The sequence below is a fragment of the Enterococcus sp. AZ078 genome, assembly GCF_051714985.1.
In the GTDB taxonomy this organism is placed as follows: domain Bacteria; phylum Bacillota; class Bacilli; order Lactobacillales; family Enterococcaceae; genus Enterococcus_B; species Enterococcus_B hirae.
The window spans coordinates 495,292-508,905 of the sequence record NZ_JBIOSW010000001.1 but is presented as its reverse complement, the minus strand read 5'-3'; the positions used below and the strand labels follow the sequence as shown (position 1 = coordinate 508,905).

At 34.2% G+C, this 13,614-nt stretch carries 16 protein-coding genes; 5 read left to right on the top strand and 11 right to left on the bottom strand.

The annotated features are described in order from the left end of the window. Positions 1–19: 19 nt before the first annotated feature. The 6 genes from IGJ18_RS02435 to IGJ18_RS02410 all read right to left on the bottom strand — a co-directional run bounded on the left by IGJ18_RS02435 (position 20) and on the right by IGJ18_RS02410 (position 3,034). Positions 20–955, bottom strand: coding sequence for a recombinase RecT (locus tag IGJ18_RS02435; RefSeq protein ID WP_438842824.1), 936 nt, complete (start codon positions 953–955; stop codon positions 20–22). A 1-nt stretch (position 956) separates the two neighbouring features. Beyond that, positions 957–1,904 (bottom strand): YqaJ viral recombinase family protein, encoded by a 948-nt coding sequence (locus IGJ18_RS02430; RefSeq protein WP_438842823.1) that lies wholly within the window; start codon positions 1,902–1,904, stop codon positions 957–959. Positions 1,905–1,984: 80 nt separating this feature from the next. Next, positions 1,985–2,143, bottom strand: coding sequence for a hypothetical protein (locus IGJ18_RS02425; protein WP_205220102.1), 159 nt, complete (start codon positions 2,141–2,143; stop codon positions 1,985–1,987). Further along, positions 2,140–2,460: a hypothetical protein gene (locus tag IGJ18_RS02420; protein WP_438842822.1), complete on the bottom strand. Its 321-nt coding sequence runs from the start codon at positions 2,458–2,460 to the stop codon at positions 2,140–2,142. Before IGJ18_RS02420 ends, IGJ18_RS02425 begins: the two co-directional genes overlap by 4 nt. A 39-nt stretch (positions 2,461–2,499) precedes the next feature. Then, positions 2,500–2,649, bottom strand: a complete 150-nt coding sequence (locus IGJ18_RS02415) for a hypothetical protein (protein WP_438842821.1) — start codon at positions 2,647–2,649, stop codon at positions 2,500–2,502. 145 nt (positions 2,650–2,794) lie between these two features. After that, positions 2,795–3,034: an excisionase family DNA-binding protein gene (locus IGJ18_RS02410; protein ID WP_438842820.1), complete on the bottom strand. Its 240-nt coding sequence runs from the start codon at positions 3,032–3,034 to the stop codon at positions 2,795–2,797. Positions 3,035–3,101: 67 nt separating this feature from the next. Here IGJ18_RS02410 and IGJ18_RS02405 point away from each other — a divergent pair, with 67 nt between their 5' ends. After that, positions 3,102–3,275 (top strand): hypothetical protein, encoded by a 174-nt coding sequence (locus IGJ18_RS02405; protein WP_438842819.1) that lies wholly within the window; start codon positions 3,102–3,104, stop codon positions 3,273–3,275. A 153-nt stretch (positions 3,276–3,428) separates the two neighbouring features. Here IGJ18_RS02405 and IGJ18_RS02400 read toward each other — a convergent pair whose 3' ends face one another. Further along, the gene (locus tag IGJ18_RS02400; protein ID WP_438842818.1) at positions 3,429–3,674 is read right to left on the bottom strand and encodes a helix-turn-helix domain-containing protein; all 246 of its coding nucleotides are present in this window, start codon (positions 3,672–3,674) and stop codon (positions 3,429–3,431) included. Between the two features lie 152 nt (positions 3,675–3,826). Here IGJ18_RS02400 and IGJ18_RS02395 point away from each other — a divergent pair, with 152 nt between their 5' ends. The 4 genes from IGJ18_RS02395 (at position 3,827) to IGJ18_RS02380 (ending at position 8,053) form a co-directional block, all read left to right on the top strand. Then, a complete protein-coding gene (locus tag IGJ18_RS02395; RefSeq protein ID WP_438842817.1) occupies positions 3,827–4,636 on the top strand; it encodes a LexA family transcriptional regulator in 810 nt (269 codons plus the stop codon). A 126-nt stretch (positions 4,637–4,762) separates the two neighbouring features. Continuing rightward, positions 4,763–5,554 carry an SHOCT domain-containing protein gene (locus IGJ18_RS02390; RefSeq protein WP_438842816.1) on the top strand — a complete coding sequence of 264 codons (792 nt, stop codon included), beginning with the start codon at positions 4,763–4,765 and terminating at the stop codon, positions 5,552–5,554. A 108-nt stretch (positions 5,555–5,662) separates the two neighbouring features. After that, complete coding sequence (locus IGJ18_RS02385) at positions 5,663–6,874, top strand: tyrosine-type recombinase/integrase (protein WP_438842815.1); 1,212 nt, start codon at positions 5,663–5,665, stop codon at positions 6,872–6,874. 591 nt (positions 6,875–7,465) lie between these two features. Beyond that, entirely contained in the window at positions 7,466–8,053 is a 588-nt protein-coding gene (locus IGJ18_RS02380; RefSeq protein ID WP_438842813.1) for an SOS response-associated peptidase, read from the top strand. Between the two features lie 134 nt (positions 8,054–8,187). Here the strand turns inward: IGJ18_RS02380 and IGJ18_RS02375 are convergent, their stop codons facing one another. From IGJ18_RS02375 to IGJ18_RS02360, 4 genes are all read right to left on the bottom strand, one after another. Beyond that, on the bottom strand, positions 8,188–9,582 hold the full coding sequence (locus IGJ18_RS02375; RefSeq protein ID WP_438842812.1) for an immunoglobulin-like domain-containing protein: 1,395 nt from the start codon (positions 9,580–9,582) through the stop codon (positions 8,188–8,190). 253 nt (positions 9,583–9,835) lie between these two features. Further along, positions 9,836–11,167, bottom strand: coding sequence for an immunoglobulin-like domain-containing protein (locus tag IGJ18_RS02370; protein WP_438842811.1), 1,332 nt, complete (start codon positions 11,165–11,167; stop codon positions 9,836–9,838). 316 nt (positions 11,168–11,483) lie between these two features. After that, on the bottom strand, positions 11,484–12,287 hold the full coding sequence (locus tag IGJ18_RS02365; protein WP_438842810.1) for a polysaccharide deacetylase family protein: 804 nt from the start codon (positions 12,285–12,287) through the stop codon (positions 11,484–11,486). Between the two features lie 394 nt (positions 12,288–12,681). Beyond that, complete coding sequence (locus IGJ18_RS02360; protein ID WP_053765765.1) at positions 12,682–12,885, bottom strand: hypothetical protein; 204 nt, start codon at positions 12,883–12,885, stop codon at positions 12,682–12,684. Between the last annotated feature and the right edge of the window lie 729 nt (positions 12,886–13,614).

The following is a 13,614-nucleotide window of genomic DNA, read 5'->3' as shown; positions in this document are numbered from 1 at the left end:
GCGAGGGTAAACTCCCTCGCTATAGTGGTGGATTCATATCATCGAACAATGAATCCTGTTGTTCGTCTGTATTTGCTGTTTCTTCGTATTCATCAAACGCTGATGATACACCTTCCACTTTTTCTGCTTCTTTACGTTCTGGTTCGATTGGTTCTGCATCATTTAAAGTAACTTCTTCTACAAGATCATTATTTTCATCAAATCGAAAAACTCTTTCATCAGAAGTAACCGCATTTTGCATTTCTACAGATAAAATTCCCCATTTAGCTAACATGTTACGTAAGACGGTTTTTATCGCCATCGCATCATAATTCTCTTTCCACGCTCCAGTTAGCTTTGTTTTATCAAACCCTTTGGCATGTTTGATACGATGAGCTTCTACTTCTTGCTTCGTCCAATAAACAGTTTTTTTAAACCCATTTAGTAATTCAAAAAATCCAACATAACCGATGACTCGATCAGATTGTTTCGCATTGTAGTCAAACTGAAACTCTTCTGTCAGAGGATTCCATTCAATTAATTGCCCTTCATAAATTTCTATTGCATTAAGTGCTTTGTATTGTCCAGAACGTTGTGCTAACTGAATATAGCCTTTGTATCCTAGGATGAATTGGGCTTCGTTATGCGTAATCCAATCTTTTCCTACCTTTTCTTTCCGATTAAATGGAACAATATAGGCATATCCTAAATTTTTATCTATTGGTAAATCCATCGTTGCTGCTTTTAAAGCAGAAGCGATGATTGTCATCGGCTCTGCTTTAGATAAATAATCATCGCCACCAACTAACGTTAAAAGAGAACCCATAAAAGCATCTGATTTTTCGTGTAAAATATCATTGAATTTCTTTTTCATAGCTGGCTGACTCATCAATGTTTTAAAACCTAATTTTGAAACATCCACTACTTGATTGTTTTTTTCTGTTAGTTGATTCTTTAAATCTTTACTTGTTGCCATATCACTGAATCTCCTTTATCACTAATCTATTTGAAGTTGATAAACTGTAAATTTCCTCATCTTTCATCACATCTGGATATTTCTCTGCTATTTTCTTCAAGTCTTTTCGTTTAGAAACGACTGATTTTAAACAAATAATCCGATTAGGTGTGATACCTGTAGAGGCATTCTTTATTCCAAGTTCTTGGATAATTTGATTGTCGATTTGTCGAATACTCTTCTCTAGTTCCTTCTTATTTTTGAGTAACTCTTCTTTTTGATCGAGTAGAACATCATAATCGGCATGAAGCATAATTTCAGTTGAATCTAATTCCGAATAACGCTCTTTTAGAAAATCTGACGTTGCTTTACTTCCATCGATCAGTGGCTCTTCTCCGCCAATAATGTTCGTTTCCCAAAAATCAACTAACCGTTCTGTGATGATGTCAATCAGTTCTTGATCTCGTTCAACTCGTTTCCATATAAATCTTTGACCACCAATCAACACAGCGATATAACAATAATCCTTGTTCAAAACATTCATATAATGTTGCACTTGACACAAATAACTAAGTGGCACTTCTTCGCCTTCCCACTCTTTGCTAAGAAATTGATTCGCTGTTTTACATTCAAGAATGGCATTTTCTCCTACTACATCACGGTCGATATTTGCTCTTAAGAATGGATGTAACGGATGTTCAAACACTTGGTTTCTTCTACGAACCTTTTTGCCTGTTCTTTCTTGAAATTCTTTGGCAACAACTTCTTCTAAAACATTGCCCCAATAAGCTGGTTCGCTCTCTGAATCTTTTAATTCAATTTGACCCGTTTTCTCAAGCCATAATTGATAAGGGGATTTGTGTTTATTCAATCCAAGTACGGTTGCGACATCTGAACCACCAATACCTCTTTTGCGGTCTTCGAGCCATTCTTGATGGCTCATGTCTAAAGTTGATTTACTCATCTTCATCCTCCTCATCGATTGGTGCTTCATAGGGTGGTTTAGCATAATCAGGATCAGTTATATAATTGTCTAACGACTGTGCAAAATCATTCATGCTTAGCACCTGATTTCTTTGTAAAATCTTCTAGTAAACTTAGCAAAGTAATCATTCCTGCAAATAAACAGCCTGCAAACAAATTAGCGTTTGAGATTACTACAAGCATAAAGACAAATAGTGCAATCCAAAGCGTATTGATTTTAATCATTCGAATTCCCCCTTGAGAATGCGAGTCATCACGTCAGCGAGATCCTCCTCGTTGTCAATAACAAAGGTATGATTTTGTTTATTTGGCGCACCTTCTAGTGCTGCACTTCCGACCGCTCTTAAAATTTTGGATGGCAATGGTAGATTTTCATTAAGTTCTTTCTCTTGTACTGCCAAACAAAAAGCTACATCTGTTGCATCACCGACTAGCATGTTGATAACATGACCTTTTCTTTGAAGAGTACAAATAGCGGCAACTCCTTCTTTTCGGCATTCCTGTTGCAATTCATTAACCAATGTTTTAATTTTTTCGTTCATATGATAAAATCTCCTTAGGTATAATTTGTTTGTTGCCGATTAGCGATTGCAGTCGCTAGTCGGTCTTTTTATTTCTTGCCACTTCTTTTGGCGTTCACGCCATTGTTCCCCTAACAATCTAGGTTTCATTTCTTCGTGGTATTCCTGATTTAGTTTTTGCATCAAGTGTTGATGCTCTTGTAGGGTCATTTAACCCCTCCTTTGTTTCTCACCGTCACCACCTCCAAGAAGAGGAGTTGCATTATGAAAAAGTAGTATTGGTTGCAGATATAGAAAGGAGGTAACCTGCAACTCCTCTTTTCGGAAGTGATGAATGTAAGATACCAGCATCCTGTTAACTCACCTGTGTTTCCCCTCCTTTTAGATATTGGTACAAAGCGATGCTACTAAACCTCCACTCTCTGCCAACTTTCGCTGCTGGAATCTTTCCAGATTCAGCATCTTTAGTTAGCGTGCGCGTTGTGGTTTTTAAGTATTCCGCAGCTTGCTTTGTATCCCACACTTCATTCGTAATCTCAGATTCTGCCAAAGAAGCCTTGAGATCTGTGAGGTTAACTAAAGCTAGTTGCTCCATCCTTCTCACCTCCTACAATTATTGTTTTAACTTTCACCTCTTGATAAAATATCAATGAAGAAAGGCAATGAAAAATATGGCTGACATTAAAGATCTAGATTATGCTGTTAAACAACTAGCAGAAGAGTTCGGCGTTTCAGAAGATTCACAGCCTGTTGAAGCATCTCAAGTGCTTAAAATGATTGCTAGAAGCCAAGAGCTTTACAAAGAAAAAGCTGAATTTGATAAAAACAACAAATAATCTGTACAGGGATAAGTTAGGGATTATCCCTTTTTAACTTCATATCTAAAGCCATATCTAGTAATAGTTAAAATTCCAATATCTGATTCCATCACTATTTGTTTTGATGCTTTATCAAAACAAATTTTTCTCTCTTCCATTCTTTATCACCTCCTACGCCGGTTGTTTTCCTCTATTGCTCTCTATATTACGAATTAAATCGTACATTTTCCCTAAAAAAATATAATCTGTAGGAATTTGATATAAATCAGATAATTTATTCAACAAAGACATAGGAATGTTAGAACTATCTTTTTCATATTTTGATAATGTCTCATGATGTATTCCAATAATATTAGCTGCTTCTTTTATTGTTAAACCAGCATTAACTCTAGCAGATCTTAAAGATATAGAAATCATTTATTACACCTCCTTATTAACTTACCACCATTTTATACGAATTAATTCGTATTGTAAAGCGCTAATTTGATTTTTTGTTCGATTTTTTTCGTACTTTTGTTTACAAAATTCAAATTACCTATTATACTTTAAAATAAAGAGAGGTGATACGCATGGCTAGAGGTAGAGGGGAACTGACACCTAAGGATATAGAAATTAGAAAAATGATTTCTAATAATATTAACAAATTATTGGAGCAATATAATAAGAAACAAACTGACATTCATAATGCTACCGGTATACCAAAAAGTACTTTAACTGGTTATATAAAAGGTACTTCAACTCCTAATCAAGGAAATATTCAAAAAATATCAGATTTTTTTGGCGTAAAAAAATCTGATATAGACCCTAGATTTTCTAGTGATCTAAAAAAACAAAATGAAAAAAATTTAGATATAAATAGCATATACTCTCAACTAACTCCACCTCGACAACAAAAAGTTTACGATTTTGCAAAAAATGAATTAGAAGAACAAAATAGATCGAACATTATTCAAGGCAATTTTGGAAAAGATATTGATGAAGATAAAAAACAAGAAGTTTCATATGTGGGTTTATTATCAGCAGGTCATGGTTGTTCTAATTACGATAAAGAACGTCCATTAGGTACCGTTACAATGAGAGAATCTCAGATTCCTTCTCATTATGATCTTGCTTTTATGGTAGATGGAGATAGTATGCATCCCACTTTTGAAAATGGAGAAATAGTTTTTATTAAAAAGACTCCACATGTTATAAATGGTCAAATTGGTGCCGTGGAAATAAATGGCGAAGCATTTTTAAAAAAGATGTATGTAGAAAATCGAAGACTACGATTAGTATCTTTAAATTGTGAACGTGATAAAAATGGAAATCGCTTGTATCCAGATTTCTATGCAGATAAATATGATGAACTATATGTTATTGGCAGAATGATTGTGTAATAACAAAAATCACCTAGCCATTTGGTTAGGTGGTTTTTATATATAAAAAAGCCCATGCTTTCACATGGACTCTTCCTCATTTCTGAGATTGCAAATATATTATAACAAGAAGTGAGGTATATTTAAATGGCAAAAATTTGTGTAATATGTACAAATAAAATTGGTTCTCTTACTGGTAAAATAAAACTTTCTGATGGAAATTATGTTTGTAAAAAATGCTTTTCTCGTGCTGGTTTCACTTCAAGTATAGCTGATATTCAAATGGTACAATCTTTGTCGACAGAACAAATTAAAACAAAATTTTCTTCAAACTCTTCGAATTTATCTGCTAAAGATATTCAAAAAAATAGATTAGAATATTTTAAAAAAAATTCAGATCTGATGATTGGAGATATCATTTTTAATGACAAAGATAAAGCATTTCTGATTAAAAAATCTATACTTATGAATAGAGCACAAATTGTTGTAAAATATGATGAAATCCAAACCTTTACTCCTATATTTTTAGGCGGAAAAATCAAAAAACATCATGGAATTACACGTGCTTTAGTAGGCGGAGCGTTAGTCGGTCCTATCGGCGCACTAATCGGTGCTGGAACAGGAGGAAAAGAATGGGAGTCTATTAATAGATTGGGAATAGAAATATATCTTAAAGATAATAGAAAAATCAAATATGATCTGATAAGCAATGAGACAAAAATAAATTCACTTGTTGGTAAAAATTCATTCGATCAATATAACCATCTAAGTGCTAAATTAGAAAGTATTATATCTAATCAGACGAATACTTCTAATACTTCTGTTGAGGCAACTTCCGAAATCGATGAAATTAGAAAATATAAAGAACTTCTAGATGAGGGGATTATCTCTCAAGAAGAATTTAATGCAAAGAAAAAGGAACTACTAAATTTACCATAAAAACACGCCCCACCGACCAAAGCGAGCGTGTTCTAAGAAAAAAACAAACCTATACGATAGGCTTCTTTATGTTGTCTATTGTATCAGAGAAAGAGAGCTGATTCAATTATGTCAGAAGTAACAGGATACTTAGAACAAGTAGATAAGGAAACGTATAGACTGAGAGCTGTATTAGGATACAAACCTGATGGTTCAGCCAAAAGAAAAAGCAAAACTATAAAAGCGAATAGTAAAAGATCGGCATATAAAGAATTAAATATTTGGTTAGAGCAATTCGAAGGAATGACTAATGATTCGTTGGATTTGTTCAATATAACTTTTGGTGAATTTTATAGAAAAATATGGCTTTCAGAGGCTGAAAAAAATTTAGAGCCAAAATCTTATCATAACTATAAGCGAATGATTGAGAATAGATTTCTTGACAAATTCGATTTTATTCCTCTAATTGATATTAAGCCATACATGATAAAACAAATTGTTGTTAATGCTCAAAGAATCAACACAAAAGATCCTGGGAGAAATTCAGATAAACCTTTATCAAGAAATACAAAGCTTCGCATGTTATATGCCGTTAACAATTTATTTTTGATGGCTAAAAATGAGTACGGTGCAATTAAAGAAAACCCTGTGGAAAATGTAAAAATACCGAAAGAAAAAGGCGTAAAAAAGAATATCGAAGAACCATATTCTGAAGAAGAAATCCACGCAATGCTAAAAGCAGCATTTGAGGAAAGCATAGAAATTAAAACTTTAATTGTTCTAGCATTTATTACAGGAGCAAGACAAGGAGAAATTGCAGCTTTAGAAGAAAAAGATATTGACTTTGAGAAAAAAGAAATAAGATTTCATCAGCGGATATCAGAAGTAGATGGAAAATCAGATATTCGGTTGCTTCCAGGTTTGAAAAATGATGATGATGAAAAAATAGTAACCGGTCCTGCTTATCTATTTGATATGCTAGATGAATTAATCAAAGAGAATAAAAAGATTCGTTGGAAATTAAACGTAAAGAAACTAAAACACTATTTTATATTCGACACAAAACAAGATGGAACTTTGCCACGTGGAAGTTATCTGTATAAGAAGTTCAAACGATTCACCAAACGTCACAATTTGCGTCACATTCGTTTTCACGACATTAGACATACATCAGCTACCTATTTGCTTAGCGACCCTAATATGACTCCAAAAGAGCTTCAAAAACGATTAGGACACCGAGATTTTAATACTACAATGAATGTTTATGGCCATGTCTTACGCAAAGAAAAAGATACAGCAACTACAGCGTTTGAAAACCTATTAAAAAAAGATATAAAATAACGATAAAAAATTATATTCTCGGGTATAAACTCGGGTAGGATATATAAAAACTTGGGATAATTTGCGGTATATAAGCATATATAAATGCTGTAAATTCGTTTATCTTCATTTAAAACACCATTAAATAACGAACTCTTAATCAGCGGGTCGCGGGTTCGAGCCCCTCACGGCCCATTGGGTGCCAAACCCACGTCATCAGTACATTCTTGGCTACTTCGGTAGTTTCGAAAAGAGTGTACGTGATGACATTTTTTGTTTTTCGGATATATTTTTTTGATTGATCACTTAGTATTGTCCGAGGGAAAATTGCGAATGAATGAACTCCGCCAAACCGTCAATTAATTAAACCACATTGCTTCCACTAACAGATCTCTCATCGCAACCAAATGATAGCGTTTACTTTATTAATAGAGCATTTATCGTTACAATCTAATTAAAGTTTCAATGAAACAAAGTAAGTCTAGCCCTTTTGACGTATTACCAGAAAAGTTCGTACACCGTGGGATCCTATTTAGTTGATGAGACAGGCTTTTGCCAACCATTAACTAACTATTGGATCGTTTTATCAACTAGTGATTGGAGGAAAAAATTATGTGTGGACGTTATTTTTTTGATTTAGCATCCGATGAGCTGAAAAAATATTATGAACAAGTAAAGCCACAGGCAGAAAGTCGGCAAATCCACATCGGAAAAAATGAAATTTTTCCATCGAACCATGTAGTAACGTTAGGTCTTAATCAAGAATCCGCTGTTGTGCCAGGTATCACTCGTTGGGGCTTTACCGGTTTTAAAAAAGGACAGCGAATGATCAACGCTCGAGCAGAAACTGTCGAAGAAAAAAAGACATTCTCTCACCCTTTCAAAGAGCCTCGTTGTGTTTTTCCAATGTCGGGTTTTTATGAATGGGATTCTGACAAACACAAAGTAATGTTCACTGACAGTCAAACGTCCGTCCTTTATGTCGGTGGTTTTTATCGAATCCATAAAAATGAAGCTGGATTTGAAACCGAATCAATCATTTTGACCACTCAACCAAGTCAATCAGTGCTTCCCGTTCATGATCGCATGCCCTTAATCCTAGCAAAAGAACAGATTAAAGATTGGCTTAATGATTTAGATTTTGCAAGAAGTCAATTGACAGCGAATATGCCTGAGTTAATTCGGCATGACGTAGACTAATCAAAATTGAAAGTGTACTAGAGTCTTTCCCAAATACTCACCTCAAGCAAAAAATCTCAAAACACGAAAAAGATGTTTTGAGATTTTTTGTCTTATCACTAAAAACAACACACGCTGTAAAGAAATAACATACTTTAACTCACGTTGATCAATACCAATCGATCATTTTCAACTTTATATATATAATTAGTCCCTGTTTTATTTCTCAATGCTACATTATCATTTGTATCAAAGAGGGTATTCCCTTGTGCATGATACATGCTAATCGTACTTCCATTTGGAATTTCGAAGGTTCCCATTTGTCGATTTGAAACGCGACTATTTCCATTCCATGACATACTAAAAAGATTTTCTCCTTGAGGCCCCATTACTGAGATACTGAAATACAGTTTATTTTTAAATTGATCATTCATCATTACTGACCGACCCGGTAGATAATTTTCACTGATCGTTAGCTGTTGATCTTTGAACTTGATCAATAATTTATTTGGATTCCCATCAACTGATTGTCCTTTGATATCAAAGACTTGCTCTACTGACATCGGCACCATTTGACGACTGATTTCTTGGTAGTTCTTATCGAAAAGAACGATCTCTGCCTGGTCATTTTGCTTTAATTTACCAACATAATAATTGATTTTACCACTCGCTAATTCTTTGGAGGTAACTAACCGTTCTTTTTTTCCATTGACTTCTGCCCGTAGATACACGGCATTAGTACCCGCATAACTGCCAGTAATGAATGTGCTTTTACCGACTATATACTTGTTCAAAGTGATGGGTTCTTTTGGTGGCATTGTTATAGTCACCACTTGGCGACCGATTTCTTGATAATTTTGATCGAAGAGAACAATAGCTACTTTATCCGTTGGTTTCAAGTTACCAACGTAGTAATTGATGATCCCTCTTTTTAAACTTTCAGTGGATACCAAATAATCTTTTCGACCGTTCACTTCTGCTCGCATGTAGGTAGCACTTGCTCCATGATAGCTTCCTGAGATAACAAGGCTACGTCCAACGATATAATTCTCTAACGTTATCACTGGTTTCACAGGTTCTTCAAACGTTACTTGTTGACGTCCGATTTCTTGATAGTTTTTGTTGAATAACACCATATCCACGTTGTCGCTTGCTTTTAAATTCCCGACATAATAGCTAATTTTCCCACTAGCTAACTCTCTTGAAGGCACAAGCGTATCTTTTTTACCATTGACTTCAGCTCGTAAATAAACCGCGTCTGTTCCATTATAAGAACCGGTAATATCTAAACTACGACCAAGCACATATTTTTCTAAAGTAATCATGACTTTTTGTGATGTCATTCTTTTTGTTTGCATAGCTAGATTTTTGTGCATCTGCAGTGCATCGTTGCCTTGTATCTGTTTTGCAATTTTATCTGTTCCATTTATTTGCGCTCCTTGTACCCCAACGCTGGTTTGATTTTGCGATGCAAAAACTCGAGTAGTCGTTATAGCACCTAAAAATGAAACGGATAACAAAGCAATCAATAAACTTTTTTTATAATTCACTTCTTTCTCCTCCATTAAAACTGAATTAAGTTAAATGATAAGTAGCCTATATTCTATTAGATTATCTTTTCCATCCATTAGTTTCCAACAGCACTTGGAATTTCTTATTATCTTATGACGATCTTTTACTTTAACAAGCCAGCCAGAAGGCTTTATAGAAATCCAAGTAATTTTTATCTTTTGAATTAGCTGCTATTGTTCTTCATTTTTTTGCGAAGGTTTCTATCCATGAGTGAAAAATTTGATAATAGGATCACTGAGTGACACTTATTAATACCAAGCGATTATCTTCCATCTTATAGGTATAAGTTTTCCCTAGTTTATTTCTTAACACATGGTTATCATTCGTCGTGAAACGGGTCGTTCCTTCTGCATGTTCCATCACCACTTTACTTCCGTTCGGAACACTCACCATCCCCAAAGGAACATCGTATCCCACCTTCATATCCCCTCGAAAAACGGCACTATAAATCATTTGATTATCTGGATTAGTGATCCTTAACGTGAAATAAGGTGCATGACCAAACGCATTATCCATCGGAACCATCACTCCTTTAAGAGCATTAGCCATTGCTTTAACAGAGACTCTTTGATTTTCAGCAGTGATTAATAGTCGCTCTGTATTTCCGCTAGTTCCATCCATTGTAGGACCCAAAATATAAAATTCTTGTTTGACAGATAGTGGAACAGTTTGACGTCCAATTTCTTGGTAATCTTGATCATACAAAACAATTTTCACCTGATCAGTTTGCTTTAATGGACCAACGTAGTAATTGATTTTCCCATTAGTTAGTTCTACGGAAGGCACAAGAGCTTTCTTTTGACCATCGACTTCAGCTTGCATATATGTTGCCTTTGGTCCTTCATATGTTCCGAGGATACGATCACTTTTACCGATCACATAATCAGCTACATTGATTTTGACTTGCGCTGGTTCTGCGACTTGCACAGATTGCCGTCCAATTTCTTGATAGTTTTGATCAAACAAGACCAGTTCAACATGATCTGCTGGCTGTAATTGCCCCACATAGTATTGGATTTTTCCATCAACTAATTTTGGCGAAGGCACGAAGGCTTTTTTTTGACCATTTATTTCAGCTTGCATGTACATGGCATTCGTTCCGTTGTAAGTGCCAGTAATTTCTGTATCAGTGCCAACTATATATTTATTTAAAGTAATCTCTGTCTTGATCGGTTCTTCAAAAGCCAGTTTTTGACGTCCGATTTCTTGATAATTTTTATTGAATAATATAATCTCTACATGATCCGTTGGTTTTAACTTCCCAATGTAGTAACGAATTTTTCTTCTGAATAAACTTTTTGAAGTAACTAATGCCTCTTTCTTCCCGTTGACTTCGGCTCTCAAAAAAACTGCTTTATTGCTGTTATAGCGCCCAGTGATATATAAACTACGACCGACTATATATTTATCCAATACCATCGTCACCTGATTTGGTTGGGCATTTGTAGTGCGCACTGACGTGTTAACATTTTGTTGCTCTTCCTGTACTGCAAAAACGGGTGAAGTGATCATTCCTAAGGATGAAAGGAGCAATAGACTCAGTAATTTCTTTTTTTTAGTCATTTGAAAGAAATCCTCCTTATGATTCTCTTTATAATTAATGATAAGTTGGATGATAACATGTTTACTCAAAAATTTTTTTCATAAAATGATCGTTTTAGAAAGCATTTTTAAAATTCCAGTATATGGTTCTTTATCCTAATAATTATCCTTTAGCTCTCGATTGCTATTCTAAAAAAAGAGGGCTGTCCAAGTTTTTCTATTTTTTGTATCAAGCGTATGATTCATAAAAATTTAAATAGGCTGTTTTTGCTATAGCATCTCCTCATCTAACATCCGTTTCCAATCATGTGAGAAACTAACTGATACCCTCCTTGCATTATGGCACCTTTCTGTGATCATCTTTACCGTAATAGCATTCTACTGCAGTTGGATAGCCAAGTAATTCTCCAACTGTTTTAAATTGATACCCTTGTCCTTTTAAATATTCAATAATTTGAGGCATCGCATTGATTGTTTCCGAATAGATATCATGGAATAACAGGATAGCCCCATTATGAACGGTATTTTGAACACGTTGTACAATCATTTCCGAATTTCTAGTTTTCCAATCTTCTGAATCAACTGACCATAAAATGATGGGGCGTTTAATTATTTGAGCGACTCTATTTGATATACTCCCGTACGGTGGACGTACGAACGCAGCTGTTTTACCTGTCACCTTTTTAATTTCTTCGTCCGTTTTTTTGAGCTCACTCTCAACTGATTCCAGCGGGAGTCTCGTGAGATTTTGGTGATCATATGAGTGATTTTCGACTTCGTTACCGTCCATAACTGTTTGTTTCACAACTTCAAGGTATTGCTGAATATTTTGGCCCAGAACAAAAAACGTGCCATGTATCTGTTGGTCTTTCAAAATTTTTAAGAGTTTTGGTGTCGTTGTTCCATTTGGCCCATCATCAAAACTAAGTGCAATCGTTTTTTGTGCTTTAGTTTCTGTATTAGTTGTTGCTGTAGAAGGCTTAAGCTCCTGTTCCTTCGATGTCTCTATTGTCTGTGATGAGGTAATTGTTTGTTGCGTTACGGTGGTTTTTGTTAAATGTAAAGCCCGCAGTGAAATAACTTCCACCAATAAGACACCTGTAAAAAAACAAATTCCCGCAATCAAAAATTTTTGTTTCAATATCTTTTGGTCACCTTTCTACTATCGGTTTTTATGATTGATTTCAATATACCAAACTGATTTCCTCACTTTTTCTTTTAATTTATCATCTTTTCCTTTTTATAATGAATTAACAGTTTTGACATTTTGTCTAAAAATAATTTCGTTTATGCCTTTATAAAAAAATTGGAATTTACACCATTTTTTCACTCAGAAAGTCTCTATGAACTAGAAAAAATTTTTTAAATAAAGAATCACAAAAAAAATCAAAAATGTAATTGATTCTTGTTTTTTTATTGAAAGATTGATTTTTCAAAGTCATGTGTTGCTAAATGATAAGATTTCATTACTTGCGCTTTTAAATCATCCATATAATGCATTTTTCTGTTTTGTTTCGCTAGTGTTAAATCTTTATTCAAAGCATCTTGGAATAGTATCTCGAATTCATTAGAAGAATGAATCGTCCGTAGACTGTTTCAATTGACGGTAATTGGTTTGAACAAATCTTTTTCATTGATTGCGCTTGATTGTCCATTTCATTTTTTGAAGTTGTCACAACATTCGTACTTGTTAATGAATTCGTTGGTACATGATTATTTGGGATTTCTTCTGTATGCACGTATCCTTAGAAAGTATACTCATGAATATTGGGATCAATTTGTGGGAGTCTACTACCAATGGGAACTTCAAATGTTTGGTGCTAATGTTCTACCGAGGGGTGACCTATCATAGATAAACTTAATACGTTCTTACCGGTAAAAGCCTTCAGTAATAAAATACTAAATAAAAATTTAGATTTTTATGCTTTCTTAGACAATAAAATCCAGCTGGCTAGCAACATACCTGAATCAATATAGATATAAATCAGTGATGAGCCTGTATCATCTGTTTCCGACAAGACACGTTGATTATTTTTTTTATAAACTAAATAATATTTTTAATTTTTAGTTAAAACAGTTTTAGGCAGCTCTGTACTGATTTTTTCTTGTTCTACTGTGCTTAAATTAGTTTTTAATATGGGGATAAATTCGACCTGTAGAAATTTTTCCTGTTTATTCAGTTTTTCAATTACCCGCTTAGGTTCTGTAAGCAAGAGATCCTCATTAACACTAGGAACTACCGGTATTCCATAGAGTAATACCGAGCCTATAGTCTTAAAAAAAACACCTTATGGGAATTTTCTTAGTGCATATTTTATTTTCTTATCGCCAAATTTTTGTTTGTCCACTTTATTTTTCTCCTTAAATGTACATTTAGTTAAGGAAATTATATTGAGAGATAAAGAACTTAATTATTATATTTTTTAAGAAAATCTTCTATTTTATCATAGAATAAAAATAGCAAACAA

Bases quoted from the DNA above. Each gene is read 5' to 3' on its own strand.
- IGJ18_RS02380 (WP_438842813.1), top strand. From the start codon at position 7,466: ATGTGTGGACGTTATTTTTTTGATTTAGCATCCGATGAGCTGAAAAAA.
- IGJ18_RS02435 (WP_438842824.1), bottom strand. From the start codon at position 955: ATGGCAACAAGTAAAGATTTAAAGAATCAACTAACAGAAAAAAACAAT.
- IGJ18_RS02390 (WP_438842816.1), top strand. From the start codon at position 4,763: ATGGCAAAAATTTGTGTAATATGTACAAATAAAATTGGTTCTCTTACT.
- IGJ18_RS02425 (WP_205220102.1), bottom strand. From the start codon at position 2,143: ATGATTAAAATCAATACGCTTTGGATTGCACTATTTGTCTTTATGCTT.
- IGJ18_RS02370 (WP_438842811.1), bottom strand. From the start codon at position 11,167: ATGACTAAAAAAAAGAAATTACTGAGTCTATTGCTCCTTTCATCCTTA.
- IGJ18_RS02430 (WP_438842823.1), bottom strand. From the start codon at position 1,904: ATGAAGATGAGTAAATCAACTTTAGACATGAGCCATCAAGAATGGCTC.
- IGJ18_RS02410 (WP_438842820.1), bottom strand. From the start codon at position 3,034: ATGGAGCAACTAGCTTTAGTTAACCTCACAGATCTCAAGGCTTCTTTG.
- IGJ18_RS02405 (WP_438842819.1), top strand. From the start codon at position 3,102: ATGAAAAATATGGCTGACATTAAAGATCTAGATTATGCTGTTAAACAA.
- IGJ18_RS02420 (WP_438842822.1), bottom strand. From the start codon at position 2,460: ATGAACGAAAAAATTAAAACATTGGTTAATGAATTGCAACAGGAATGC.
- IGJ18_RS02395 (WP_438842817.1), top strand. From the start codon at position 3,827: ATGGCTAGAGGTAGAGGGGAACTGACACCTAAGGATATAGAAATTAGA.
- IGJ18_RS02400 (WP_438842818.1), bottom strand. From the start codon at position 3,674: ATGATTTCTATATCTTTAAGATCTGCTAGAGTTAATGCTGGTTTAACA.
- IGJ18_RS02415 (WP_438842821.1), bottom strand. From the start codon at position 2,649: ATGACCCTACAAGAGCATCAACACTTGATGCAAAAACTAAATCAGGAA.
- IGJ18_RS02385 (WP_438842815.1), top strand. From the start codon at position 5,663: ATGTCAGAAGTAACAGGATACTTAGAACAAGTAGATAAGGAAACGTAT.